Origin of the sequence: Mesorhizobium sp. ISC11 (assembly GCF_037162595.1) — a bacterium.
GTDB classification, from domain to species: domain Bacteria; phylum Pseudomonadota; class Alphaproteobacteria; order Rhizobiales; family Rhizobiaceae; genus Mesorhizobium; species Mesorhizobium ciceri.
The window spans coordinates 2,114,997-2,140,465 of sequence record NZ_JAVSPW010000001.1; the positions used below are offsets into that span (position 1 = coordinate 2,114,997).

At 62.3% G+C, this 25,469-nt stretch carries 27 protein-coding genes; 18 read left to right on the forward strand and 9 right to left on the reverse strand.

All coding sequences use genetic code 11. From position 1 onward, the window contains the following. Positions 1 to 4: 4 nt before the first annotated feature. A complete protein-coding gene (locus RPF88_RS10555) occupies positions 5 to 583 on the reverse strand; it encodes an NUDIX domain-containing protein (RefSeq protein ID WP_024504405.1) in 579 nt (192 codons plus the stop codon). Between the two features lie 225 nt (positions 584 to 808). Here RPF88_RS10555 and RPF88_RS10560 point away from each other — a divergent pair, with 225 nt between their 5' ends. The 3 genes from RPF88_RS10560 (at position 809) to RPF88_RS10570 (ending at position 2,573) form a co-directional block, all read left to right on the forward strand. Continuing rightward, complete coding sequence (locus RPF88_RS10560) at positions 809 to 1,912, forward strand: NADH:flavin oxidoreductase/NADH oxidase (RefSeq protein WP_337122381.1); 1,104 nt, start codon at positions 809 to 811, stop codon at positions 1,910 to 1,912. Between the two features lie 112 nt (positions 1,913 to 2,024). Beyond that, positions 2,025 to 2,303: a DUF982 domain-containing protein gene (locus RPF88_RS10565; protein WP_013532012.1), complete on the forward strand. Its 279-nt coding sequence runs from the start codon at positions 2,025 to 2,027 to the stop codon at positions 2,301 to 2,303. 30 nt (positions 2,304 to 2,333) lie between these two features. Next, positions 2,334 to 2,573 carry a DUF2188 domain-containing protein gene (locus tag RPF88_RS10570; protein WP_013532013.1) on the forward strand — a complete coding sequence of 80 codons (240 nt, stop codon included), beginning with the start codon at positions 2,334 to 2,336 and terminating at the stop codon, positions 2,571 to 2,573. 159 nt (positions 2,574 to 2,732) lie between these two features. On the opposite strand, the gene RPF88_RS10575 is transcribed toward RPF88_RS10570, so the two are convergent. Beyond that, the gene (locus tag RPF88_RS10575; RefSeq protein ID WP_337122382.1) at positions 2,733 to 3,275 is read right to left on the reverse strand and encodes a hypothetical protein; all 543 of its coding nucleotides are present in this window, start codon (positions 3,273 to 3,275) and stop codon (positions 2,733 to 2,735) included. A 135-nt stretch (positions 3,276 to 3,410) separates the two neighbouring features. On the opposite strand from RPF88_RS10575, the gene RPF88_RS10580 reads away from it, so the two are divergent. From RPF88_RS10580 to RPF88_RS10615, 8 genes are all read left to right on the forward strand, one after another. Further along, on the forward strand, positions 3,411 to 4,154 hold the full coding sequence (locus RPF88_RS10580; RefSeq protein WP_063167866.1) for a competence/damage-inducible protein A: 744 nt from the start codon (positions 3,411 to 3,413) through the stop codon (positions 4,152 to 4,154). Between the two features lie 81 nt (positions 4,155 to 4,235). Continuing rightward, positions 4,236 to 5,069 (forward strand): universal stress protein, encoded by an 834-nt coding sequence (locus RPF88_RS10585; RefSeq protein ID WP_027162597.1) that lies wholly within the window; start codon positions 4,236 to 4,238, stop codon positions 5,067 to 5,069. A gap of 131 nt (positions 5,070 to 5,200) precedes the next feature. After that, a complete protein-coding gene (gene gpt, locus RPF88_RS10590; protein ID WP_013532017.1) occupies positions 5,201 to 5,701 on the forward strand; it encodes a xanthine phosphoribosyltransferase in 501 nt (166 codons plus the stop codon). 210 nt (positions 5,702 to 5,911) lie between these two features. Then, positions 5,912 to 6,400 (forward strand): NUDIX hydrolase, encoded by a 489-nt coding sequence (locus RPF88_RS10595; protein WP_013532018.1) that lies wholly within the window; start codon positions 5,912 to 5,914, stop codon positions 6,398 to 6,400. A gap of 133 nt (positions 6,401 to 6,533) precedes the next feature. After that, positions 6,534 to 6,845 (forward strand): PilZ domain-containing protein, encoded by a 312-nt coding sequence (locus RPF88_RS10600; RefSeq protein ID WP_013532019.1) that lies wholly within the window; start codon positions 6,534 to 6,536, stop codon positions 6,843 to 6,845. 631 nt (positions 6,846 to 7,476) lie between these two features. Further along, on the forward strand, positions 7,477 to 11,259 hold the full coding sequence (locus RPF88_RS10605; RefSeq protein WP_337122383.1) for a vitamin B12-dependent ribonucleotide reductase: 3,783 nt from the start codon (positions 7,477 to 7,479) through the stop codon (positions 11,257 to 11,259). Positions 11,260 to 11,265: 6 nt separating this feature from the next. Continuing rightward, the gene (locus tag RPF88_RS10610; protein WP_224619521.1) at positions 11,266 to 11,466 is read left to right on the forward strand and encodes a type II toxin-antitoxin system HicA family toxin; all 201 of its coding nucleotides are present in this window, start codon (positions 11,266 to 11,268) and stop codon (positions 11,464 to 11,466) included. A 4-nt stretch (positions 11,467 to 11,470) separates the two neighbouring features. After that, on the forward strand, positions 11,471 to 11,677 hold the full coding sequence (locus RPF88_RS10615; RefSeq protein WP_024504399.1) for a type II toxin-antitoxin system HicB family antitoxin: 207 nt from the start codon (positions 11,471 to 11,473) through the stop codon (positions 11,675 to 11,677). A gap of 352 nt (positions 11,678 to 12,029) precedes the next feature. On the opposite strand, the gene fghA is transcribed toward RPF88_RS10615, so the two are convergent. The 6 genes from fghA to RPF88_RS10645 all read right to left on the reverse strand — a co-directional run bounded on the left by fghA (position 12,030) and on the right by RPF88_RS10645 (position 17,874). Continuing rightward, positions 12,030 to 12,860 carry an S-formylglutathione hydrolase gene (gene fghA / locus RPF88_RS10620; protein WP_224619531.1) on the reverse strand — a complete coding sequence of 277 codons (831 nt, stop codon included), beginning with the start codon at positions 12,858 to 12,860 and terminating at the stop codon, positions 12,030 to 12,032. Between the two features lie 100 nt (positions 12,861 to 12,960). Further along, on the reverse strand, positions 12,961 to 13,770 hold the full coding sequence (locus RPF88_RS10625) for a formylmethanofuran dehydrogenase subunit C (protein ID WP_337122384.1): 810 nt from the start codon (positions 13,768 to 13,770) through the stop codon (positions 12,961 to 12,963). Then, positions 13,767 to 14,675 (reverse strand): formylmethanofuran--tetrahydromethanopterin N-formyltransferase, encoded by a 909-nt coding sequence (fhcD, locus tag RPF88_RS10630; protein ID WP_063172014.1) that lies wholly within the window; start codon positions 14,673 to 14,675, stop codon positions 13,767 to 13,769. Before fhcD ends, RPF88_RS10625 begins: the two co-directional genes overlap by 4 nt. Further along, a complete protein-coding gene (locus RPF88_RS10635) occupies positions 14,663 to 16,294 on the reverse strand; it encodes a formylmethanofuran dehydrogenase subunit A (protein ID WP_337122385.1) in 1,632 nt (543 codons plus the stop codon). The genes fhcD and RPF88_RS10635 overlap by 13 nt, the downstream gene beginning before the upstream one ends. After that, positions 16,288 to 17,376, reverse strand: a complete 1,089-nt coding sequence (locus RPF88_RS10640; RefSeq protein ID WP_337122386.1) for a tungsten formylmethanofuran dehydrogenase — start codon at positions 17,374 to 17,376, stop codon at positions 16,288 to 16,290. Before RPF88_RS10640 ends, RPF88_RS10635 begins: the two co-directional genes overlap by 7 nt. 117 nt (positions 17,377 to 17,493) lie before the next feature. After that, positions 17,494 to 17,874, reverse strand: a complete 381-nt coding sequence (locus RPF88_RS10645; protein WP_013532029.1) for a 4a-hydroxytetrahydrobiopterin dehydratase — start codon at positions 17,872 to 17,874, stop codon at positions 17,494 to 17,496. A 153-nt stretch (positions 17,875 to 18,027) separates the two neighbouring features. Between RPF88_RS10645 and RPF88_RS10650 the strand changes: the two genes are divergently transcribed. The 7 genes from RPF88_RS10650 to fae all read left to right on the forward strand — a co-directional run bounded on the left by RPF88_RS10650 (position 18,028) and on the right by fae (position 24,593). Continuing rightward, positions 18,028 to 18,999 carry a beta-ribofuranosylaminobenzene 5'-phosphate synthase family protein gene (locus RPF88_RS10650; protein ID WP_337122387.1) on the forward strand — a complete coding sequence of 324 codons (972 nt, stop codon included), beginning with the start codon at positions 18,028 to 18,030 and terminating at the stop codon, positions 18,997 to 18,999. A 29-nt stretch (positions 19,000 to 19,028) separates the two neighbouring features. Next, positions 19,029 to 19,922, forward strand: coding sequence for an NAD(P)-dependent methylenetetrahydromethanopterin dehydrogenase (locus RPF88_RS10655; RefSeq protein ID WP_337122388.1), 894 nt, complete (start codon positions 19,029 to 19,031; stop codon positions 19,920 to 19,922). 13 nt (positions 19,923 to 19,935) lie between these two features. Next, positions 19,936 to 21,030, forward strand: coding sequence for an ATP-grasp domain-containing protein (locus RPF88_RS10660; RefSeq protein WP_024504392.1), 1,095 nt, complete (start codon positions 19,936 to 19,938; stop codon positions 21,028 to 21,030). After that, positions 21,027 to 21,983, forward strand: coding sequence for a methenyltetrahydromethanopterin cyclohydrolase (gene mch / locus RPF88_RS10665; protein WP_024504391.1), 957 nt, complete (start codon positions 21,027 to 21,029; stop codon positions 21,981 to 21,983). The genes RPF88_RS10660 and mch overlap by 4 nt, the downstream gene beginning before the upstream one ends. Positions 21,984 to 22,117: 134 nt before the next feature. Beyond that, positions 22,118 to 23,065, forward strand: coding sequence for a RimK family alpha-L-glutamate ligase (locus tag RPF88_RS10670; protein ID WP_032808919.1), 948 nt, complete (start codon positions 22,118 to 22,120; stop codon positions 23,063 to 23,065). Continuing rightward, the gene (locus RPF88_RS10675; protein WP_337122389.1) at positions 23,062 to 23,937 is read left to right on the forward strand and encodes a triphosphoribosyl-dephospho-CoA synthase; all 876 of its coding nucleotides are present in this window, start codon (positions 23,062 to 23,064) and stop codon (positions 23,935 to 23,937) included. The genes RPF88_RS10670 and RPF88_RS10675 overlap by 4 nt, the downstream gene beginning before the upstream one ends. Positions 23,938 to 24,086: 149 nt before the next feature. Beyond that, entirely contained in the window at positions 24,087 to 24,593 is a 507-nt protein-coding gene (fae, locus tag RPF88_RS10680; protein ID WP_013532036.1) for a formaldehyde-activating enzyme, read from the forward strand. Between the two features lie 137 nt (positions 24,594 to 24,730). On the opposite strand, the gene RPF88_RS10685 is transcribed toward fae, so the two are convergent. Continuing rightward, positions 24,731 to 25,441: a HisA/HisF-related TIM barrel protein gene (locus RPF88_RS10685; protein ID WP_337122390.1), complete on the reverse strand. Its 711-nt coding sequence runs from the start codon at positions 25,439 to 25,441 to the stop codon at positions 24,731 to 24,733. Positions 25,442 to 25,469: the final 28 nt, after the last annotated feature.

The window sequence follows — 25,469 nt, forward strand, 5'->3', positions numbered from 1 at the left end:
CCGTTCAGGCAGGCATCGGATTGAGCTTCAGATGCTGGATCAGGATGATGGTCTTGGCGTCGACGATACGGCCATCGGCGATGCCGGCCAGCGCCTCGTCGAGCGGCATTTCCAGAACCTCGATGTCCTCGCCCTCTTCTTGCGCGCCGCCGCCGGCCGAGATGCGGTCGGCGGGTGAATAGCGGCCGATGAAAAACCAGAGCCGTTCGGTGACGCTGCCGGGGCTCATATAGGGCGAAAACAGCCGCTCGATATCCTTCAAGCGATAACCCAGCTCTTCCTCGGCTTCCTTGCGGATGGCGGTCTCCGGATCGTTTTCGTCCAACAGGCCGGCACAGGCCTCGATCAGCGGCTCGCGGTGGCCGGTGACGTAAGCGGGATAGCGGAACTGGCGCACCAGAAGCACGGTCGAACGCAAGGGGTCGTAAGGCAGGATCACCGCACCATCGCCGCGATCATAGGTCTGGCGGATTTGCGTCTCCCACTGACCGTCGCGCCGGCGGTAGTCGAGGACGGTCTTCTTCAGGATGGCCCAGTCGTCGGAGAGGATTTCCTCCGAACGGACGCGAATACGATCTTCCATCCCGGTCTCCATGCTAAAGCGCGTCGCGCTTCATGCTCCTGTTTATGCCTGTCGTTCTCCCAAAACCGGAGCCACTTTTGGGAGACATGCCTGGCCGAGGCGTAGCCGCGAACCGGCATTTCGGCAATCCCGCCCGTGATTGGTCCAGAAGCCCTTTCACCGCCTCGTGTCTGGCGCAGGCGCCATCGGTCGCCTAAATAGCTGCGAACCCTCCCGGAGTTTCTCATGACAGCGTCGCTTTTCCAGTCGATCACTCTCGACGGCCTCACCTTCCCCAACCGCATCGCCGTCGCGCCGATGTGCCAGTATTCCGCCGAGGACGGCTCGGCCAGCGACTGGCATCTCCATCACTGGATGAACCTCGCAATGTCCGGCGCCGGCATGGTCACGGTCGAGATGACCGATGTCGAGCGGCGCGGGCGTATCACCCATGGCTGCCTCGGCCTTTACTCCGAAGACAATGAAGCGGCCGCCCGCCGCGCGCTGGACGCTGCACGACGCGTCGCCGCACCCGGCACGAAATTCGGCTCCCAACTCGCCCATGCCGGCCGCAAGGCTTCGAACCGCAAGCCGTGGGAGGGCGGCGGGCCACTGAAGCCAAACGAGGATCCCTGGCAGACCGTGTCCGCCTCGGCCATCCCCTACGACACCGGCTGGAACGTGCCGCACGCTCTGGAGGACGAGGAGATCCTACAGCTGATCGAGCGCTTCGCCGAGGCGGCAAGGCGAGCCGAACGCGCCGGCTTCGATTTCCTCGAACTGCACGCCGCGCATGGCTATTTGATCTTCCAGTTCCTGTCGCCCTTGTCCAACCAGCGCACGGACCGCTGGGGTGGCGCGCTGGAAAACCGCATGCGTTTTGCCGTCGAAATCACCAAGGCGGTGCGCAAGGCGGTGCCAAAGCTGATGCTCGGCGCAAGGCTGTCCGTGAAGGATTGGGTCGACGGCGGCTTCGACGTGGCGGACGCGATCGAAGTGGCCAAAGCGCTGAAGCACGAGGGCGTTGCCTATCTCTGCTGTTCGAGCGGCGGCAATTCGCCGTTGCAGAAATTGCCCACCGGCCCCGGCTATCAGGTGCATCTGGCGGAGGCGGTGCGCAAGGGCGCTGATATTCCGACCCGCGCCGTCGGCCTGATCGACGACCCCAAGCAGGCCGAAGCGATCGTCACCGAGGGCCGCGCCGACATGGTGGCGCTGGCGCGGGCCTTCCTGGCTGATCCGCGCTGGGGGTGGCGTGCGGCGGCGACATTCAGCGAGACAATCCACCCGGCGCCACAACTTGCCCGTTCGGTGACCACGATGCAGCATTGGATGAAGGCGGCGGGCTGAACAGTTCGCGCTCCCGACACGGCGCTGTAGAGCCTTCAAACAGCCTCTGAGACGTTTGGGCGCAGGCTGACGGCCATGGTTGCAACCAAATTGGCTGCTTTGCGTTGCGGCCATGATGGACAACAAACCTTTTGAAGTGCCGGTCGTCGTCGAACTTGGCCACGTCGGCAAATATCGCCACATCCGCAGCGCCCAGGAGGCCGCGGAGTGCCTGATGACGGTGTGGCCGCTCAATCGCGGCCCGCGCCATCGTGATGCCCTCGACACTTGCCTCAAAGTGCTGGAAGGTTATCGTTCGACAGCAGATGCGCGCCGGGCGCTGATTGAAGCCGCCAAGGAATCGGAAGTGCTGGTGCCCGACGACAGACTGCCCGACGACCGACTGCATTGAGCAGACGGACCTTTCAACCGGAGGTTTTTCATGGCGAAGCTGACTTACAAGATCGTCGAACATGACGGCGGCTGGGCCTACAAGGTCGGAGCGACCTTTTCCGAGACGTTTCCGACGCATCAGGACGCGTTGCGCGCCGCCGAAATCGCCTCGGCCGAGCAGCAGGTCGCCGGAGCGACGGACGGCATCCAGTATGAGGACGCCGAGGGAAAATGGCATGAGGAACTGGCCGACGGCCGCGACCGGCCGCAGACAGAAGTCTCGGATTGATTCGGTATCGCGGTTGACGTGGAGCGGTTCGACGGAGCGCCGACCGCAGCGCCGTCCGGAGAGAGGACGCGCCAGCGGCCAGCGGCTGTCCTTGCGGACTAGCCCTCGAACATGGATTTCCAGAAAATCGGCGTGCGCTTTTCGGAAATCACGTTCTGGCTATTTGCCGCAATACTGATCGTTGACGTTTTGCCCTGCGTTAGCGTCCGGGCCTGGTGTGTTGTGAGCACATGGGCCAATAGCGCCGGTGTTGCCTTGGGTGTTCAACCCGGAGCCGTCACTGATGCTTCCCGTGGTGTAGGGGTCGACAGTTGTCTGGTCGTTGTTACCGAACAGCCACCAGTCATGATTGTTTGAGTACCTGTCGTCCAGTGACTGGGCCATCGCCGATGTGGCGAGACCAATCGTCAGGACGGATGCTGCGAGAAGTTTTGTAACCATTGAATCACTCCGTATCTTAGCCGCCTTGGTGCGACACTCATAAAACCCGGTAGTCAGCCGAATGGTTCCTTGAAATTGTCGTGAAGCTGAGGTGAGGCCCCGATCAGCCCGGCCGGCGATGCGCTCGATGGATGCGGCGGTTCGCTCCGCGGCCACGAATTCCGGCAAGTGCCCCTTGCCATTGGGCCCCTCGATGCGGCCGAGATCTTGCTCGACCGCCACGTTATCGCAGAACATGGTGGGGAAATGCGTTGGACTCAACCGAGCCATCCACCTCCGGCGGTCATGTAGTCGGGCAGGGAAGCCGGCGCCGCGGAGATGACATTGCGGCCACCGCCGCGCCGCGCTATCTCAGACCACTCGCCTTCCCTGGCCACTCGCTTGCCGGAGCTTCCCATGCCTGAAATCGTGACCGCCGCCATGCTCGTCATCGGCGATGAGATTCTGTCCGGCCGCACCAAGGACAAGAACATCGGCCATCTCGCCGACATCATGACGGCGATCGGCATCGACCTGAAGGAAGTGCGCATCGTCCCGGACGAGGAAGACGAGATCATCGCGGCGGTGAACGCCGTGCGCGCGCGCTACACTTATGTGTTCACCACCGGCGGCATCGGGCCGACGCATGACGACATCACGGCCGATTCCATCTCCAAGGCCTTTGGCGTGCCTTGCGAATACGATGCCCGGGCCTATGCGATGCTGGAAGCAAGCTATGCCGCGCGCGGCATCGAATATACCGAGGCCCGCAAGCGCATGGCACGGATGCCGCGCGGCGCCGATCTCATCGACAATCCGGTGTCGGTCGCGCCTGGCTTCCGAATCGGCAACGTCCACGTCATGGCTGGCGTGCCGTCGATTTTCCAGGCCATGCTAGACAATGTCGTGCCGACGCTGAAGGCCGGCACGAAGATGCTGTCGGCGACCGTGCCCTGCCCGTTCGGCGAAGGCCTCATCGGGGGGCCGCTGGGTGATATCCAGAAAGCGCATCCCGATACGATCATCGGCTCCTATCCGAAATATGGCGATGGCAAGTTCTGGACCGAACTGGTCGTGCGTGCCCGCAGCCAGGAGGCGCTGGACGCTGCCCGCGCCGATGTCGAGGCGATGGTCGCCGGCTTCGCCAGCAATCCCGGCTGATCTGGTCCAGACCGGAACAAAGCACGACGCTGCAACGTTTCCCCGGCACGAGTTCGCCAGCTCGTGAACTGAGGGATTGTCATGCGATTCAAAACCATCGTCGCCATTCTGCAGAACGAGCAGGACGCCGAGCGCGTGCTCGACTGCGCCATTCCGCTCGCCAACCGGTTCCAGAGCCATCTGGTCGGCATCCACGCCGAAACGCTTCCCGTGCCCTACACCTCTGCCACAGGCTTTCCCGACACCGAATTCCTGCAGGTTTCGGCAGACATGAACCGGGAACGGGCCGAGAAATTGAGGACGCTGTTTCTCAGGCATATCGAGGATTCCGGTCTTTCCTTCGAGTGGCGAAGCCTGGAGAGCTTTTCGGGTGACAGCGCGCTGACCGGGATTTCGAGCGTGCGGGCCGCCGACCTGATCATAGCAGCGCAGCGCGAAACGGGCGGCGATTCCAGCGCGGACGTAGACACGCTGGTCTACGATGCCGGCCGGCCGGTATTGGTGGTGCCGCACGAGGGTCCGCTGATCACCACCTTCAAACGCGTCTTGCTCGCCTGGAACGGCAGCAAGGAAGCGGCGCGCGCCGCCTTCGACGCGCTGCCCTTCATCATCGAAGCCGAGAAGACCGACATATTGGTTATCGACCCTCCTGAAACGCTCGACGACAGCCCGGAGGCCGCCGGCGCCGAAATCGCGGCGGCGCTGTCGCGCCACGGCGCCACCGTCAGCGTCTCGGTGCAGCAGTCGGGCGGCAGTTCGGTCGATGACATCATCCAGACCAGGATCGCGGAGACCGGCGCCGATCTGCTGGTGCTCGGCGCCTACAGCCATTCATGGCTGCGCCAGCTTCTGTTCGGCGGCGTGACGCGCAGCGTTCTGCGCACCGCGCCGGTGGCAGCCTTCCTGTCGCGGTAAGCCCACGGCGATCGCTGGCCCTTGCCTTGCCAAGGCCCCTGCTCTTGCCAAGATGGGGGCTTTCCAGCTAATTCCGCGCGCATTCCCCTGTTTTCTTGCGCGCGATCCCCGCGTGCTGTGGAGTGCGCGACATGTCCCTTCCCGAAAAAGCCTTTCCGGTCTCCTGGGACCAGTTCCATCGCGACGCTCGCGCACTCGCCTGGCGGCTTGCCGGCGCCAACAAAGGGCAATGGAAAGCGATCGTCTGCATCACGCGAGGCGGGTTGGTGCCGGCGGCGATCATCTCGCGTGAACTTGGCATCCGCGTCATCGAAACCGTCTGCGTCGCCTCCTATCACGATTATACCAGCCAGGGGCAGCTGCAGGTCCTCAAGGAGATCACCCCTGCCCTGCTCGCCGAAGACGGCGCCGGCGTGCTGATCATCGACGACCTGACCGACACCGGCAAGACGGCGGGCATCGTGCGCGCGATGATGCCCAGGGCGCATTTCGCCACCGTCTATGCCAAGCCGAAAGGCAGGCCGCTGGTCGATACTTTCGTCACCGAAGTCAGCCAGGACACCTGGATCTATTTCCCGTGGGATATGGGCTTCACCTACCAGAAGCCGATCGCCGACGACCACGCCGGCTGATTCACAACTACCCTGTTACAGACCAGCAGCTTGCACCGGGGATGGATTTGCTTTCGCAAACACGTCCGGCAGAGCCGGATATTTCGCGAAATCGACGTCTATTGGCGGAAATTGGCCAGGCGAATGAAATTTTTTACTTTTATTGCCGACAATTAGCCGTAAGATTCGTGAGACGGCAAACGATTCCGGAGGCTGGGGCTAGCTTCTTCGATGTTGACGAGGCCAACGACACACAATCATCTGGCCGAAAGGGTCCGACGGCTCTTCGGCACCGCGCCGTGCCGCCTGCAGGTTGCCGCCCTGCCCTGGCGCGACACGGGAGACGGCGTCGAAATCATGCTGATCACCAGCCGCGATACCGGCCGTTGGGTTTTGCCCAAGGGTTGGCCAGAGGCCAGGGAGCCGCTCTGCGAGGCCGCCGCGCGCGAAGCCGGCGAGGAGGCCGGGCTACGCGGCCGTGTCTCTCATCTTGAAGCCGGCCGTTACTTCTACGCCAAGGCGCTGGCTTCCGGCGAAGAAGTGCCGTGCGAGGTCCTGGTGTTTCCGCTGCATGTCGACAAAGTCGCGGACCGCTGGAAGGAAAAACGCTCACGCACCCGCAAATGGGTCCGCGCAAGCGAGGCGGTGCGCATGGTCAACGAACCCGACCTTTGCCAGATCATCGCCTATTTCTGCGCCGACCCGCACAGCTTCTCCTGACGGGCGGCCACACCGCGCTCTTTGCAAAACGGGACTGGCTTGCAAAGGCTGGACACGCGTTGCCGCGCATCGACATGAATGCTTTGCTAAGGAATCAAAGGTAGGATTCGGCAGCTCTGGTATTTTTTGATCGATGGCGAATCCCGCAAATCCAATTCCAAACGAGTCCGACGAGCCTGAGCGCGAGCATCGTCCGCGCGTGCTCAAGGGCGGGTCGATCATCACCGGAATTTCGAATTCGGAAGTCGGCTGCACGCTGCGCAATCAACACGAAGGCGGAGCCGAACTGAAGATACCGCTGGAAGCCCGGGTTCCCGATCGCTTCCTTCTCTATGTGCCGCTCGACGGCATTGCCTATCGGTGTGAGGTCCGCTGGCGTCGCAATGACCGTATCGGGGTGCAGTTCACCGGCACCGAGCCAAAACCCAGGCTGCACTACGGCTGATCCATTCAGGCACGACGCTTTGGATCGTTGCCGCGTCCGGATTGCCTGGTGACGGCAAAATTGCGATCGCCGCACCGCATTCTATCCCCGTTATCCACATATGTGACACACAAGATGTTGGGGTCACAAAAGCTACGCAAACGAATCCTTGACGGCGCAAAACGAGTCGCCTTTTATAGGCCATGCGCTCCTGTTGAGAGTGCGACCGGAAAGTTCTGAGCCCGGTCTTTTTCCCGGATTATGTGCGTTTTGCTCGCATTTTCGCCTGGTTACGAGGCCGGCGGAAGCGTTGGAATTGTGGGGCGGTTGGGGTCGATAGGGACAATTGTCGGGCTTGAATAAATTGTCTGTTAATACTATATTTAGTGTTTGCAGGTAGGTTCGACGCTAGATAGTGTGAATTTCCCTCGACCGAGGGAATCGGAAAAAAATCAGTTTTGAGGGACCCGTGGGTTCGTCGGCACGTTGGACAGGCACTTCGCAAGGAGTTTGACCAGCAGGGCCGGCGGAGGCTGCGAAATGGAGAGCCGGCCGTTTTCGAACGCCGGCAGACGGCGGACATGCGCGTTTCGCATCGGGGGCAGAAATCCCTGGGGAAAAGCGCTACATATAGACAAAAGGGACCGGACCAATGCGCATCGAGCGTCGTTTCACCAAGCCAGGACAGTCCGCCTATGCGGAGATCGAATTCCGCAAGGCGCTTTCGGAGATCAAGAATCCGGATGGCTCGGTGGTGTTCCGCTTGGACAATATCGACGTGCCGGCGCAGTTCTCCCAGGTCGCAGCCGATATCCTGGCACAGAAATATTTCCGCAAGGCCGGTGTTCCGGCACGCCTGAAGAAGATCGAAGAGAACGACGTCCCCTCCTTCCTGTGGCGCTCCGTCGCCGATGAGGCGGAACTCGCCAAGCTGCCGGAAGCCGAGCGCTACGGTTCCGAGATCGACGCCCGCCAGGTCTTCGACCGCCTTGCCGGCACCTGGACCTATTGGGGCTGGAAGGGCGGCTACTTCAAGGCGTCGGAAGAAGACGCACGCGCCTTCCGTGACGAGCTTGCCTACATGCTGGCCACCCAGCGCGTGGCGCCGAACTCGCCGCAATGGTTCAACACCGGCCTGCACTGGGCCTATGGCATCGACGGCCCGAGCCAGGGCCACTTCTATGTCGACCCGTTCACCGGCAAGCTGACCAAGTCGAAATCCTCCTACGAGCATCCGCAGCCGCATGCCTGCTTCATCCAGGGCGTACAGGACGACCTCGTCAACGAGGGTGGCATCATGGATCTGTGGGTGCGTGAAGCGCGCCTGTTCAAATACGGCTCCGGTACCGGCTCCAACTTCTCGCTGCTGCGCGGCGAAGGCGAAAAACTGTCCGGTGGCGGCCGCTCGTCGGGCCTGATGAGCTTCCTCAAGATCGGCGACCGCGCGGCGGGCGCCATCAAGTCGGGCGGCACGACGCGCCGCGCCGCCAAAATGGTCATTGTCGACGCCGACCATCCCGATATCGAGGAATTCATCGACTGGAAGGTCAATGAAGAGCAGAAGGTCGCCTCGCTGGTGACCGGCTCCAAGATCGTCAAGAAGCATCTCGAAGCGATCATGAAGGCCTGCGTCAACTGCGAAGGCAATGGCGACGACTGCTTCGATCCGTCGATCAACTCCGCGCTGAAGCGCGAGATCAAGGCGGCCAAGAAGTCGGCCGTGCCGGAGAACTACATCTACCGCGTCATCCAGTTCGCCAAGCAGGGCTATAGCTCGATGTCGTTCAAGACCTACGACACAGACTGGGATTCGGACGCCTACCTCACGGTCTCGGGCCAGAATTCCAACAATTCGGTGTCGCTGAAGGACAATTTCCTGCGCGCCGTCGAGGACGATGCCGACTGGCACCTGACCGCCCGCAAGGACGGCAAGGTGCTGAAGACGCTGAAGGCCAGGGATCTCTGGGAAAAGATCGGTTACGCCGCCTGGGCGTCGGCCGATCCGGGCCTGCATTTCAACACGACGATGAACGACTGGCACACCTGCGCTTCCGCCGGTGCGATCCGGGCGTCCAACCCGTGCTCCGAATACATGTTCCTCGACGACACGGCCTGCAATCTCGCCTCGATCAATCTGCTGCCCTACCGCAACGCCGACGGCGCGATCGACATCGCAGCCTACGAGCACACGGTGCGGCTGTGGACCATCGTTCTCGAAATCTCCGTCATGATGGCGCAGTTCCCGTCGAAGGAGATCGCCAAGCAGTCCTACGAATACCGCACGCTCGGCCTCGGTTATGCCAATATCGGCGGCCTGCTGATGACGTCGGGCATTCCCTACGACTCCGATGAAGGCCGCGCGATCTGCGCCGCACTCACCGCGATCATGACCGGCATGGCCTATGCCACCTCGGCCGAGATGGCCGGCGAACTCGGTGCCTTCGCCGACTACGACCGCAATGCCCAGAACATGCTGCGCGTCATGCGCAACCATCGCCGTGCCGCCTATGGCGAGAAGCAGGGCTACGAGAAGCTCGCCGTCAACCCGGTGCCGCTCGTCGCTTCCGACCTGAAGCAGCAGGACCTTGCAACCCACGCCAAGGCCGCCTGGGACCGCGCCATCGAACTCGGCGAGGAGCATGGCTACCGCAACGCGCAGGCGACCGTCATCGCGCCGACCGGCACGATCGGCCTGGTCATGGATTGCGACACCACCGGCATCGAGCCCGACTTCGCGCTGGTGAAGTTCAAGAAGCTGGCCGGCGGCGGCTATTTCAAGATCATCAACCGCGCCGTGCCGGAAGCGCTGCGCACGCTCGGCTATTCCGAAGCCCAGATCGCCGAGATGGAGGCCTATGCGGTCGGCCACGGCAACCTCAACCAGGCGCCGGCCATCAACCCCGGCGCGCTCAAGGCCAAGGGTTTCACCGACGAGAAGATCGCGGCGCTCAACGCAGCCTTGAAGTCGGCCTTCGACATCAAGTTCGTCTTCAACCAGTGGACGCTCGGCGCCGACTGGGTGAAGGAGACGTTCGGCTTCACCGACGAGCAGCTCAACGACTTCTCGTTCGAGATGCTGCCGGCGCTCGGCTTCTCCCGCAAGGACATCGAGGCCGCCAACATCCATGTCTGCGGTGCGATGACGCTGGAAGGCGCGCCGTTCCTCAAGGCCGAACACCTCGCCGTGTTCGATTGCGCCAGCCCGTGCGGCAAGATCGGCAAGCGCTCGCTGTCTATCAACAGCCACATCCAGATGATGGCGGCGGCACAGCCCTTCATTTCCGGCGCGATCTCCAAGACCATCAACATGCCCAACGATGCGACGGTGGAAGACGCCAAGGGCGCCTACATGCTGTCGTGGAAGCTGGCGCTGAAGGCCAACGCGCTCTACCGCGACGGCTCGAAACTGTCGCAGCCGCTCAATTCCTCGCTGCTCGCCGACGGCGAGGACGACGAGGATGAAGCCGTCGAGCAGCTGCTCGCCGCACCTGCGGCAGCACGTGCCGCACAGATCACCGAGCGGATCGTCGAGCGCATCATCGAGCGCGTGTCGCGCGAGCAGGAAAAGCTGCCCGGCCGCCGCAAGGGTTACACGCAGAAAGCCAAGATCGGTGGCAACACCATCTTCCTGCGCACCGGCGAATATGACGATGGCCGTCTCGGCGAGATCTTCATCGACATGAACAAGGAAGGCGCGACTTTGCGTGGCCTTCTCAACAACTTCGCCATCGCCATTTCGTTGGGCCTGCAATATGGCGTGCCGCTCGACGAATATGTGCACGCCTTCACCTTCACCAAGTTCGAGCCGGCCGGCATGGTGCAGGGCAATGACGCCATCAAGAGCGCGACGTCGATCCTCGACTACGTGTTCCGCGAGCTGGCGATCTCCTACCTCGGCCGCAACGATCTCGCCCATGTCGACCAGTCGGACTTTTCCAACACCGCACTTGGCCGTGGCATCAGCGAAGGCAAGACCGATGCGGTCTCCAAGGGCCTGACCCGTGGCGCCTCGCCGGTGAAGCTGGTGTCGCGCGTCAGCGGCAACGATCCGAAAGGCTTTGCGGCCCCATCGGGCGCCCCTGCCCGCTCGGCACCGACCGCCTTCTCCGGCTCCAACGTGCTGGCGCTGAAACCCGCCAGCGACGAAGCGGTCGCCTACAAGCGCGACTATGAGGAGCGGGCAAAGGAATTGGCCGAGGACATCGCCTTCGAGGAAGCGGCGGGTGCTGCCTCCGACGCCACGGCAGGATTGTTCACCGACGCGGCGGCCGTCGAGGCGGCCGAAGCAAAAAAAATTGCCAACGACCGCCGCGCCAAATCGCTGCTCCAGGGCTACACCGGCAATTCCTGCTCCGAGTGCCAGAATTTTACCATGGTGCGGAATGGGACCTGCGAGAAGTGCGACACGTGCGGTTCGACGAGCGGGTGCAGCTGAGATCTAGTGCCACCTCGGCTTACAGTTCGCGAGATCATTCGCCTGCTGGAGGCCGATGGCTGGTATCTGGTTGCAACCAAGGGCAGCCATCGCCAATATAAGCATGAATTCAAAGCCGGCCGCGTCACCGTGGCTGGCAAGCCGTCTGAAGAGGTTGCGCCAGGAACACTGAACAGCATCCTCAAGCAGTCAGGTTTGAAGGAGTGATGACATGCGTTACGCGGTGGTGATTGAAAAAGCAGGAAATAATTTTTCTGCCTATGTGCCGGACCTACCCGGCTGCATCGCGACAGGTGCCACTGTGCCTGAAGTGGAAACCGAGATTCGCGATGCAATACGCTTTCACATCGAAGGTTTGCGAGCCGATGGGCTGGATGTGCCCAAGGGTGTCAGCCTCGCGGAATACGTAGAGGCATAGAGGCAGGCCTCCACTCGATCCGGATCAGGCTCTGGTCGGGGCGTCTAACTCGCCGGCAACACCCTTAGCGTCTGCTTGTCAAACAACGGCTCGTCCTGGCCGATGCGGACGAACAGCAGCTTCCGACCCTCGCCCAAGGGTACTTCGAAATACTGGATGCCGCTGGATGCCGTCAGGCATTTCGCCCCAGCCGCCGCAGGGTGGGTCGGGAACCTCATCGGGGCTGGCCAGTGCTTTCAGTATTTTCGCAATCCAGGGATGTGTAGCGTTTGACGGCGGCAAGCGCGGCGCTCTCGGTGTAAGGCGTCGCAATAACTTGTTTGCATCTGGCCATGCCTTCGGCCTGCCCAGATCAAAGCCTCTCAGCATGCCATCTCAGATGGTCGTCCATGAAACTGGAGATGAAAAGATACGAGTGATCGTATCCATCCTGCATCCGCAGCTTTAGCGGAATACCTGCTTTGGCGCAGGCCGCTTCAAGCAGCCAAGGCCTCAGCCCGTCGTCAAGAAATCCGTCCGACGTTCCCTGATCCACCAAAAATTCGGGGAAACGGTATCCGTCGTCGATGAGCGACGTCGCGTCGCAGCTTCGCCACGAAGCCTCATCCTTGCCGAGATACTTCTCAAAGGCCGGTCTTGACCAGCCGGCGGTGCTTGGCTGGGCGATCGGGGCGAACGCCGAGCAGCTCTTGAAACGTTGCGGATTCTTCAAGGCAATCGTCAGCGCGCCATGCCCGCCCATCGAATGGCCAAAGATTGCCTGGCGCGCCATATCGGCTGGAAATTCAGCCGCGATGAGAGCTGGCAACTCCTCGGCGACATAGGAATACATACGATAGTTCTTCGCAAAAGGCTCTTGCGTCGCATCGAGATAGAAGCCGGCGCCGGAGCCGAACTGCCAGTTGTCTTTTTCATCCGGAATGTCGGCCCCGCGCGGGCTGGTGTCGGGACAAACGACGATCAGGCCAAGCTCGGCGGCCATGCGCCTGTACTCGCCCTTGTCCATTACATTGGCGTGGGTACACGTCAGGCCTGAGAGATACCACACAACGGGACAAGGCGCCTCCCGCGCCTGCGGAGGTATGAAAACGGCAAAAGTCATGTCGCAACGGCAACTCGTCGACAAATGGGAATAGACGCCCTGCACGCCGCCATGGGCTTTCGCTTGAGAGATGATTTTCATGTGTTCTCCACGTTGCAGGTCGAATGACGGTCGGCCCCACCACTACCCCAGCGGCAAGCACTTGCGTCCTGCCATCGTATGGTTCCTGTGTCGACGGATCTCAGCGCGGAAAAAGAACCTCGCCCATTCCGAGCACTGCGTTATCCCCGCCATATTTGCGCGGTGCGCTCCCCAGAAGCGGCCGTTTCAAAATGCCCTCGGCGATCAGATAACGATCGATGATGGCGGCGAAGACGCTTTCGGGTGCGCCGCATTCGACGAAGCTCGGCGACATGCGTGCCGGCGCGCGATCGAGAAGGATCGAACCGCGACGCATCAGATAGCCGGGCATCTCACCGGTGCCACCGGCCACCACCAGGGTGCCGGCGATCATACGGCTGCCTGCATGGTCGCCGGAGCCTTTCAGCACCGCGATCAGGCCGCGCCGCATGCGGTCCGCGGCGAAGGCGCCCGCTTTGCCCCTGACGATCAAAACACCGCCGTTCATGCCGGCCAGTTCCCCGACGAGTGGCGCACCGAGGTGGTCGCCGGCATTGCCCGTTATCTCAAGCCTGCCGCCGCGCATGCCGGAGCCGGCGTGTGGACCCGCATTGCCTTCGATCGTGAGCTTGCCACCGCGCATAGCGCGCCCGGCCTGGGCGCCGGCATTGCCAACGAGGCGAACCGACCCACCCCGCATGCCTTGCGCCACAAGGTCGAGGCGCGTGCTTCCGCCCTCGAACACGATGTTTGTCGGATCGCTGCCGGCGACGCGAAAAATGTCGCCCACCTTCGAGCCGTGCTTCGTCATGCCGATCTGGATTCTTTCAACGTCGCGCCTGTCGATCCCGGCCAGCCGCTCCGGCGTCAGCGGCGACAGGTCAAGGCGCTCCGCCGGCTCGGCAACCAGGGTGAAGGTCAGCGCCTTCATGGCAGCATATCCTTCAGCGAGTAGATGAATTTTCCGAGCTTGCCGCCGTAATTGCCGGCGCTGATCCGAACCGCGCCTCTTTTCGGGCCGAGCTCTATGACAGCCTTAATGCCGGCCTTCATCGCGGCGGCAACTGCATCATTGGTCTCACCATCGATGACGATTTCCAGGACGGCGTTGATGTCGGGACCGAGTTCACTCGCGACGACGCCGCGCAGTGTCGGCGCGTAGGCTTCGTTGGCCGAGGCGATCATGCCTTTGTATTTGCCACCAATCTTGGAACCCGAACGGGCAATGCCGCCCGGAAACGGCACGATGGCGCCAGGCACCATGCCGATCGCACCGACGGCGGCCTCGGCAGCGGCCAAAGCGTTGGCGCTGCTTTGCGCCATGACAAAGAAATTGCCGCCACCGACAGCTTCCTTCGTCAGTCCGGTCGTTGCTTCGCACAGGAACTCGCCATCCATGACGGGAATACGCCAGAAATGCCTGTCGCCGATCTTCTTGGAGATTTGCCAGCCGTCGCCGAAATAACGCAGTGCCGAACCGAGCTTGAGCTCGGCGCTGCCCTGCAGCCCGGCAAAGCAGGCGGAACCCGGCGAGGTCAAAACGCACTGGCCGACACGATTGAGCAGTTGTTTCTGCAATTCGTCCGTTCCCATCGCGAAAATCATGACGCGGCAGCCCGGCCGGCCATCCGGTGTGGCCGATGGCGGCAGGTCGAGATCGATTGCCGCTTCGCAGCCGCAACCGATCACCGAGGTGGCGAAGCCGGTCATTGTGATCGCCGCCTGGCGAGCCCATTTCCGGCTCGGCGCGGTGATGACGATGGCGGTTGCGCGCATGCCGAAGGCTTCCGCGAAGGTATCGTCGATCGTTACGCCATTGATGCTCATGTTCGGCATGGCACCTCGCCGAATGGCTGTTCGCGCGCAATCGCGGAATCCGGGAAATTAAACCAGTCCAGCGACAGGCCGTAGCGCTGCTGGTGATAGTCCTCGAGCCGTCGCACCATTGCCTTGTCGACAGGCGGCTTGAGCCTCAATGCCTTGCCCCAGCGGTAATGGATGATTTCCCCGTCTTGCACGACGAGATCGCCATCCTTGAAAACATACGCCGCCTCTCCGAGCATTTTGGCGATACTGCGGTCCCTGCGATAGACAGCGACGTCGGCTGTTGCGCCGGCGCCGAGATGGCCTCGATCCGTCAAGCCGAGCAGCTTGGCCGGCGCCGCGCGCGTCATGATGGCGATTTCCTCGAACGTGTATTCGCGGTCGATTGCGGCCAGGGTAGAGAGCGCCAGGGCGGATCGGGAAAGTCCGGCGGCCATTTCGGTGCGCGCTTCCCGGCTCATCAGCAGTTCGAACAGCGCCGGATAGGCGGTAAAAGGTGCACCGTTGGGATGATCGGTGGTGAAGAACACACGCCAGGGATCGTCGATCAGGAGAAAAAGCTCGAGCCCGATCGCCCACTGCATCGTGCCGTAGAAGTCCTTGCCATAGCTGTAAGGCACGATGCCGCCGCCATTGCCGTCACCGTCATGAATGACGGTCTTTTTCGGATGCGCGCTGCCGCGCGCCGAAAACTGCCGCATGACGTCGGAGGAGACCGTGACCGTCTGGCCGAACATCACCTGGCCGATATCGATGGTGACTTCCGGCGTCGCGTTGACCAGTTCGGCAAGCCGTGCGGCGGCAGAGGAAAACCCGCGTTTTCCTTCCGTGCCATAGCCATAGAACTGGAGGTGGGCGAGATGCAGCGGCAGTCCATCCGTCGCTGCAATCGTCGCAGCCGCCGTATCCGCCGATCCGGGGCTGCCCAGATTGTTGCAATGGACATGCAAGGGATGCGGCAAGCCAAGATTGTCGACGGCGGCCTGCAGCGTCTTGACGATCTTGCGCGAACTGACGCCATAGGAAGGCACGACATCATCCAGCGAGAAGGTGCGGACGTTCTCCTTGAAGGCGGCCGCCGCACCGGCGTTGATCACCTTGACCCCAAGCGCTCGCGTCGAAGCGACCGTCCAGGCGACATAGTCCTCGATCATCGTCCGGGGGGCGTCGTCGCGGATCATCGACAACAGGAAATCGTCATTGCCGAGAATGGCAAGGGTCGCTTTGTCGATGATCGGGATGTCGGCCAGTTCGAGATGCGTGTGCAGCGCCGCTCCCGGCGACATCGCCGGCTCGACGACCGTCGTAAAGCCCATCTTTGCGTAGAGGCAGCCGGTCTGGAACGTCGACCAGCCGGCATTGGCGAGCGGCGTCATTGCTGGCCGCAGCTGATGGGCGGCATGCTGTTCGGGCAAGAGCAGCCGCGCGGTGTTCACATTGCCGCCACCGATGTGGGAGTGGATGTCGATGGCGCCAGCCATCACGATGCAGCCGCTGGCTTCGACGGTCCGGTCGGCCGCCCCTCCCGCCGGCGCCGGAACGATCTTGTCGTCCTTGATCCAGAGGTCGCCTTTGCCGAGACGGCCGTTGACGGGATCGATGATGTCGCCGTCGGCGATTTTCGTCAGCATGGCAGTGGCTCGAGGAAAGCGTGGGTAGCGATCAGGCGGATGATCGTCGCGGCGGAGGGCAATTGCGAGGCCGCTTGCGCATCGATCGACCTGAGCGAGCCCGTGCGGCTGGAGTAGACAACCGCATCGTGATCGACTCCAGCCTCGCCGATGGCCATGGTGACTGCGGCGCCGGCAACCGGCTTTTCCGTTTTCGTCAGCACAATCAGCGCCATGCGTGCCCTTTTTTTCTGTAGTTGGGCCGTTGCGGCGGAGATCCGCAGGTGCAGGTCAGCTTCGCCGGCAGCGATCATGCGCTCCACATCGCAGCGCCAGGGATCGAATTCAGGGAGGCCGCGCGCAAAGCCGGTGCGCAGCGGAAAACCTGTCATCCAGGCCGAGGCGAGCGCGCTTCCCCACCCGTTTTCGCTCGCCGGCAGATAAAGGCCGGATGCGCGCGATTTGCGATTGAGATCGGCGATCAGTCCTTGCAGCATCTCCAATGCCAAGCCTTCGGCGGCGTGGCCTGAAAACAGGAACACGGGAAAATGCGCGGCCGCCAGAGCTTTGGCAAAATCATTGAAATTCGACACCGGTTGCGATGTACGCCGCCCTTTGTACTGTGCCCTCAGTGCCGCCAGCGTGGCGGTGAGGCTAGCTTGGCCACAGGAAAGTTGCGTTGCCTTGCGTCCGCCGCTCAGCGGCGGCACAGACATCCCGTTTGGGCCTACCACGAAGAACGCGCGCTGGTTGCCGGTCGAGAGGTCGGGAACCGTCCCGGCAAGTTCGCCAACAAGACCATGATGGATCCGCGGGAGCTCGCCCACGATCACCACGACATCGGCACGCCGGCGCGTCTCTCCGGGGGCGACGGTCATTGCCCCCTTGTCGGTAAAAAGCGCGGTCTCTCGGGCAAGTGCCGCACCATCGGCATGGTCGTATGCCGCGCCAGCCCGCTCAGCCAGCGCGATCGCCGCCCTCGTGCCATCTATATCCGTATCAAAGCTGAAAACCGGGCACCGACTTGACGACACTAGCGACGCGGCATGCGCAGCCGCGTGCTCAATCAGCGCTTCCCGGTTGCCGATCCAAGCAACCGCCATTCGCTAAACTACTTTCTGGTGCCGGCTCGATCCTAGACGAAACTGGATTGGCCGTGAACCCCACCCTGCAGCGGATCAGCGAATGTTTTCATACGCGTCAACAAATTCCGACCCTGCTTAGTCATATTTGACGTAAGCGAAGCGTTGATCGGTCAGTGGAGTGCCCTCCAGTGCCCCGCCTTCCTTGGCCGGCTGCCACTGGACAACATCCTCGATCTTTTTCGCCAACTCGAAATCCTTGTCGGTAATGCCTTTCGCCGCGTGATTCGTCAGGCGCACCTCGACCCAGGCATAGGAGGCGGTGATATCAGGATGGTGCCACGCCGCCTCGGCGAGATGACCAACCGTGTTGATGACCATGAGCGTCGATTTCCAGCTGTGGGTCTTGTATTTGCGCCGGATCCAGCCGTTTTCATAACGCCATTTCGGCAGCTCCTTCTCAAGCCGGTCGGCGATCTCGGCTTCCGAATAGACCTTTTCCTTGACTGTCTCGTTCATCTCGACCTCCGCGAATTGCTCGGTCTGTCACACGCCGGAGCCGGCAAACACGTATGCGTTCTCTTTGGCTTGCCCCATCGACGAAAACAGTTATCATGGTACCGGGCACCTAAACTTCCATGATGCATCCATGATGCACCCATCGGGGGGCAGATGTCGAATTCTGTTACCATACGAGTGCCCGCTCGCCTGCACCTTGGCTTCCTTGATCTCAATGGCGATGCCGGACGGCGGTTCGGTAGCGTCGGGCTTCCATTGAGCGAACCCGAAACCATCGTCACCCTGTCGCGGTCCAGCGAGACCATCGTCGAAGGCTCCGAGAGCACCCGCGCCAGCGAGCATCTGTCGACGCTCTGCAAGCATCTCGGCATTCGCGGCCAGCACCATCTGGTGGTAGAGCAGTCGATCCCCAGTCATGCGGGTCTGGGCTCCGGCACGCAGATCGCCCTTGCCGTCGCCTCGGCGTTGCGCACGCTCCACAATCTGCCTCTGGACATCGCCGGCGACGCTAACCTGCTCGAGCGGGGCGGCCGATCCGGCATCGGCATCGCAAGTTTCGAAGACGGCGGCGTCATAGTCGACGCCGGCAAGAACGACCGCGGCGGAACGCCTCCGGTCGTCGCGCGGCTGCCGTTTCCGGAAGAGTGGCGCGTCCTCCTCATCCTCGACCATTCCGGGCATGGACTGCATGGAGCAGCCGAGGTTGCGGCGTTTCGCTCGCTGCCGCCATTCCCAACGGCAGGCAGTGGGGAGATCTGCCGGTGGGTGCTGATGGGCATAATGCCGGCTTTGGTCGAGCGGGACCTTCCGGCATTCGGCGCCGCCGTCACCGCGATACAGATGCTGATCGGCAGCCATTTCGCCCCGGCCCAGGGCGGCGTGTTCACCTCGAAGCGGGTCGAGATGGTGGCCCACTGTCTCAATGAAGCAGGCGCCGTCGGCATCGGCCAGAGTTCCTGGGGGCCGACAGGCTTTGCCTTCGCGCCATCGCAGGACGCCGCACTCAAGTTCGTCGACGCGGTTCGGAAGACGACAGTTGAGGGCGGCCTTGAGGTCAAGATCGTCAAGGGCAGGAACTCCGGCGCGAAGATCAGTTCAACCAGGCTGGATCTCGTCGGCAGCTGACGCTTCAGTTTCAGGCAGAAAGGCAAGAAATGGCCCGCAAACACATCCTGCACATGCTGACACCGTTGAAGCAGATGAGCCCCTTCGACGTGAACATGGCGCTCGACGCAGGTTTCGACGCCGCCGTCCCCTATGTCGATGTGGGCCTGGCCGAAGTGACAGGACTGGTCCAGGACGCGATCTTTTCACGCCCGCCGGATGCGGGTGTCGACACCGGCATCTTCATCGCCGGGAAGGATGCCTCGTTGGCGCTCGACATGTTCGACGCCGCGAAGAAGGCGATGGTGCCGCCTTTCCAGGTTTCGGTATTTGCCGATCCAGCCGGCTCGTTCACCACAGCCGCGGCGATGGTGGCCAAGGTCGAAAAGGCGCTGGAGAAGAAATTCCAGCGTGCGCTCAGGGATACGAGGGTGGCTGTTTTCGGCGCCACCGGAGTCGTCGGCTTCTGCACCGCCGTCATCGCGGCAGGGGAAGGTGCCCGGGTCACACTTGTCGGCCATGACGGCATCGAACGGGTCAAGCAGATCGCGGCCGAGATCGAAAGCAGGTTCCACCTCACCGTCGATGCGGCTGACGGATCGAGCGACGCCCGCAAGACAAAGCTGGTCGAAGCCAACGAAATTATCCTGGCTTGCGCCAAAGCTGGCGTCCAGGTGGTCTCCAAAGCCCAATTGAAAGGCAATGACCTGCTTATTGCGGCCGACGTCAATGCCGTTCCCCCGGCCGGCATCGAAGGATTGGCCGTCAATGCCAATGGTGATCCACTCGATGCGGCAAAAGCTGTCGGCATTGGTCCGCTTGCCATCGGCAATGTCAAATATAAGGTCGAATTCGGTCTCTTCAAAAGAATGATCGAATCCGAAAAGACGATCACGCTCGGTTTTCAGGAAGCGTTTTCCCTTGCACGCGAGATTGCCAAGTAACGCCGGATCTCTTTTGATCGCGGCAATTTCAGGCCGGGCGCTGGCCGCCGCCGCGCGTCGCGCCGGCTATCGTCCGCTGGTCGCCGATTTCTTTTGCGATACGGACACCGTCGCGCTCGCAGAACGCGCGACAATGCTGCCAGGCGACCTGCAAGGAGGCATCGACGGCGAGCGCATCATCGACACGCTTCGGCGATTGGCTGGCGACGACCTGCCGGCCGCCATTGTCCTGGGCTCAGGGTTTGAGCGGATGCCTGAGACCGTGGACAAAATCGCGCGACACTTTCGGCTCGCCGGCAATGGCGGCGCCGCGATCCGCAGGATCAAGGATCCGCAGTTGCTGGCCGATGATTGTGCCGAACTCGGCATCCCGCATCCGCAACTGCGATGGGACCAGCCGCCTGACCCGGAGAACTGGGTGGTCAAGACCGCGGGCGGCGCCGGCGGCGGACACGTCAGACGAGCAGCCGGAGAAAGCCCGACCGCCGGCCGCTACTTCCAGCGCTTCGTTGCCGGTCGCAGCATCTCGGCCCTGTTCGTCGGCAATGGTCAAACCGCGCACCTCGTGGGTTTCAGCCAACAATGGACGTCTCCCGCCCCCACAGCGCCCTATCGCTACGGCGGCGCCGTACGGTTGAGACGCTTCGATCGCAGACAGGCGGCGGTCATCGGCGGCTGGGTCTCAAGTCTGACGCGGCGCGCCGGCCTGGTTGGATTGTGCAGCGCCGATCTGATCCGTGGACCGGATGGCTACACGTTCATCGAGATCAATCCGAGGCCGGGCGCCACCCTCGACATTTTCGACGATGTTGACGCGCCATTGATCGAAGCGCATCTGCGCGCCGCGACGGGTCAGGTCTTCCGCTTGCCGCGCTTCGTCGATTCGATGGCGTCGATGGTGACCTACGCCGCGACGCCAATCACTCACTTTCCGTCGATTGCCTGGCCTGAATGGACAGCGGACCAACAGTCGGCTGGCACCCGTCTGATTGCCGGCGACCCTGTCTGCACGGTCTTCGCGCGCGGTCCGAGCGCCCAATCGACCAAGCGGCTCATCAAGGGACAAGCCAGCCAATTGCAACTCCAATGGGAAGGAGACCGGACATGAAAGACGGTTCGGCATTCCTGAACGACAATGCACAGCGCATCGTTGACGGCATGATCGGCGACGCCGAACGCCTGCGTATCGTCGTTTCCAGGGGACCATTGGGCGAGCGCCTGATCGATGCCGGCGCCAAGACCGTCGGCAGCGTCGAGGCCGGGATGCGCATGGCTGAGGCTGCGATGGGCGGTCTCGGCAGCGTTTCGGTGTTCATGGATCGCGCGTCACAGCAATGGCCGTTCACCGTCGAAGCGCGATCTTCGCAGCCGGTGCTGGCCTGCCTGGGCAGCCAGTATGCGGGCTGGAACCTGTCTGGCCAGGACTATTTTGCGATGGGATCTGGGCCTGCGCGGGCCCTCGCCCGGGTCGAACCGCTGTTCGAAACACTTTCCTATCACGACATCGCATCTTCCGCGGTGCTTATCCTTGAGACGGCCGAACCGCCTCCCCGCGCGACCGTTGAGAAAGTGAGCAAGGCAACTGGACTGGCGACGGAAAAGCTCACCTTCCTCTATGCGCCGACACAAAGCCTTGCCGGCGGCGTGCAGATCGTGGCGCGCGCGCTCGAGGTTGCCCTCCACAAGATCAACGATCTCAAATTCCCGCTGGAAAACGTTGTCGACGGCATCGGAACGGCGCCGATCCCCGCCCCCCATCCGGATTTCCTGACCGCTATGGGCCGAACCAACGATGCCATCATCTATGGCGGCAGCGTCCAGCTCTTCGTCAAAGGATCGGCGAAGGAGGCTGGCAAACTCGCGGAAAAACTTCCCAGCAGCGCCTCACGGGACTACGGCCAACCCTTCGCCGAGATATTCACGCGGTTCAAGGGCGATTTCTATGCCATCGACCCGTTGCTGTTCAGCCCGGCTGAAGTGATCGTGACAGCGATCGAAACCGGCGATACTTTTCGCGCCGGTCGGCGTGATCTGAAGATGCTCGAACGGAGTCTCGGCTAGGGCATGGCGGTGCAAAGGGATTCGTCTGTCATTCGCCCGCCCGGCGACTGCCTTTCGTGCAGCCCTGCCGCGGACGCGGCCATGAGGGCGTGGAATCGCTCGCGCCGCCGACATTCCCGCACCCGAGAGGCCACATGATCCCTCGCATCCTGATCGTCAGCGACAAAGTGGACACCGGCTCCAACGGCCTGGCGGCAGGACTTGGTCGGGGGGGCGCCGCCGTTACAGCCGTGCCGCTGGCGGCGATCGCATTCGATACCAGCAGCCCGAGCGGACTTGCGATCCCCGGCTTCGGCGGCACGCTGCCCGACGCCGTGCTCGTCCGTTCGATCGCCGCCGGATCGTTCGAAGCGGTTACCCGGCGCCTCGGGGTGCTGCACGCGTTAAGCAGACTGTCGGTTCCCGTATGGAATTCCGCGCAGGCGATCGAGCGCTGCGTCGACAAGTCGATGACGACATTCCTCCTGAAAAATGCCGGCCTGCCTACGCCACGCACCTTTGCCGTAGAAGGACTTGCCGTCGCCGAGGAGGTCGCGGCGCAAGAGCTTCCGCGGGGATCGCTGGTGCTGAAACCATTGTTCGGGGCGCAAGGCCGCGGCATAAAGCTGATCCGCACGTTCTCGGACCTGCCGGCCGCAGAAGAGGTGAACAGCGTCTACTACCTTCAGCAATATGTGTCGCGTGCCGGTCCGCCTTTCCGGGATTTCCGCGTGTTTGTCTGCGCCGGAGAGACCGTGGCGATGATGAGCCGCATCAGCGACGACTGGATCACGAACGTCAACCGGGGTGGCGTGCCGGAACAGGTTTCCGAACATGGCAAGGCGGAACTGGCATCGCTGGCCGTCGCTGCGTCAGCCGCGGTCGGCGCGGATTTTGCCGGCGTGGACATCGTGCGGGCTGACGACGGCAATCTGTTCATACTCGAAGTGAACAGCATGCCCGCATGGTCGGGATTGCAGTCGGTGGTCGCCGTGAACATCGCCGAAGCAATCGCCGATGCCTTGCTGAAACTTCTGGCCGACCGCGCCGAGGCGGCCGCCGCACCGCGGCCCTACCGTTTTGCCGCGCCTGCGAATTCGTGAGGGCGGGCAAGTTGGCGCTTTCGCGTGAACGCCTCCGGGCCAGCTATAAGAATGCCTGCAGGATGGAGATCGAAGCCCTAAAGCCGGGCAACGTCCATCTGTTCGCCGACGGACACGGCATGTCCGCCGCCCAGTTCATGACAAGTGCGGAGGTTTCCTCCGGGCCGCTGACCGATCCACGTCTGCCGGTCGGGCAGCGGATGCTGGAGGCGGTGCGCGCGACACGACTGGCGGTCGCAACCAATACCAATCTCGGAATCATCCTTCTGGCAGGGCCTCTGATATGCGCCGCCGAAATGGGCGGTGACAGACTGCGCGACAATCTCGATTCGCTGCTTCGGGCTTTGAGCGTGCAGGATACCAAGGCGGTATTCGAGGCGATCGTCACGGCCGCGCCAGGCGGCCTCGGAGAAGCCGCCAACGATGTGCGGCAGGAGCCGAAGGTCCATTTGCTGGACGCGATGAGGGAGGCTGCCGATCGCGACATGATCGCTCGCCAGTACAGCAACTGTTTCGGCGACGTGTTCGGGGTCGGGCTCGCCGCGCTGGATGGAGCGTTGGCACGTGAAGAAGACGGCATGTGGCCGACGGTGTTCGTCTACATGGCGTTTCTCGCCGGCTTCCCCGACAGCCATGTGATCCGCAAGCACGGCGTTCACGTCGCAAATCAGGCGCGGCAGGAAGCCGTTGCCGTTCAGGCGGCGCTCCATGCCGAGGGCGACGAACCGTCGCGCATTCGTCTGCTCATGGAGTTCGACCGCCGGCTGAAGGCCGACAACATCAACCCCGGCACCTCGGCCGACCTCACCGTGGCTACTCTTTTAGTCCACACCCTCGCCCTCACCTTGCATAATCGCGGCGTTGGTGCTTGACTTCCAAAAGCGGAAGCTGTGCTTCCGCGGCTATCTAGCCAACCGGTCCGGGCAAATCCGGACGCTGCCAACAAGGATAGCTGTCCATCGAGCGCCTGCTCGGTTGCAGCGTCCGTGGACATCATAATTGTGTCTTGGAGGAAATTGGCATGGCAAAAATCTCAAAGGTTATGGTCGGTGAATCACTGGTGGGAGACGGCAACGAAGTCGCGCATGTCGACCTGCTCATCGGCCCGCGGGGGAGCGCGGTCGAAACGGCATTTTGCAACGCGCTTACCAACAACAAGGACGGCTTTACTTCGCTTTTGGCGGTGATCGCGCCCAATCTTCAATGCAAACCCAACACCGTGATGTTCAACAAGGTCACGATCAAGGGTGCCAAACAGGCGGTCCAGATGTTCGGCCCGGCGCAGCACGCCGTGGCAAAGGCCGTGCAGGACAGCGTTGCGGACGGGACCATTCCTGCCAACGAAGCAGACGACGTGTTCATCTGCGTCGGGGTCTTCATCCATTGGGACGCGGCGGACGACGCCAAGATCCAGAAATACAATTACGAGGCGACAAAGGAAGCCATCCAGCGCGCCGTTGCAGGAACCCCGACCGCCGCCGAAGCAACGGCCCAGCGCGACAAGGTCAAGCATCCGTTCGCAGCCTAGACAAGAGACAGCCCCGCACAGGAAAAACCCTCTTCTGAGACGGATGGTCTGTTGCGCCGGCTGAAAAAGGTTCTGGGCTTTTGAAACGTCAGCTCCCGAAGGGCGCACGCCCTTCGGGAGCTGACGAGCAACGATGATCAGGCGCCGAGTGACGCGAGGCGGCCGGGCGTGAGCGTAGCGTTGTGCAATGAGGTTGCGACCAGTGCCGCGGCGACGCCCATGGCGGACAAGGCCCTGATGTCGTTCTCGTCGCGGACACCGCCGGCCGCAATGACAGCGCGATTTCCGGCCTTGGCCTTGACCTCCTGCAACCGCCCGAAGTCGGGACCGGCGGCCGCACCGACCTTGGCCAGCGTCATGACAATCACCTTTTGCGGCCAAAGCTCGGGCTCATCGAGAAGAGAACGCGGCCCGCAAAAACTATCGCCGACGAAATCAAGGGACAGGATGAGATCGGGATGATCGCGAAAACGCCGCAGCAACATGTCGTCTCGCTGCGATTCAGAGCCCAGAACAGGAGACAGCGAGCGTTCGGCAAGCGCCGCCAAAAGTGTCTTTTCGTCGGCCACGCCGGCATCGACCCAAAGTTCCGGCGGCTCCGCCATCGTCCTCAGCCGGGCGAGTGCGTCGCTGTTTGGCGCTCCGCCTTCGATAGCGTCCAGATCTGCGATGTAGAAGGTGGAAAAAGGATAAAGCCCACGCAGTCCTTCAGCGACCGCGACCACATCAGGGCTTCGGCTGAGCGGCGTAACGATCGGCCTGTAGCGATCGCGTTTTCCCTGCTGGGCGCGAACCACCACGCCGCCTTTCAGGTCGAGAACCGGAATGATACGCAACGCTTTTTTCACCGACCAATTGCCACCGTCATGAAAGCTT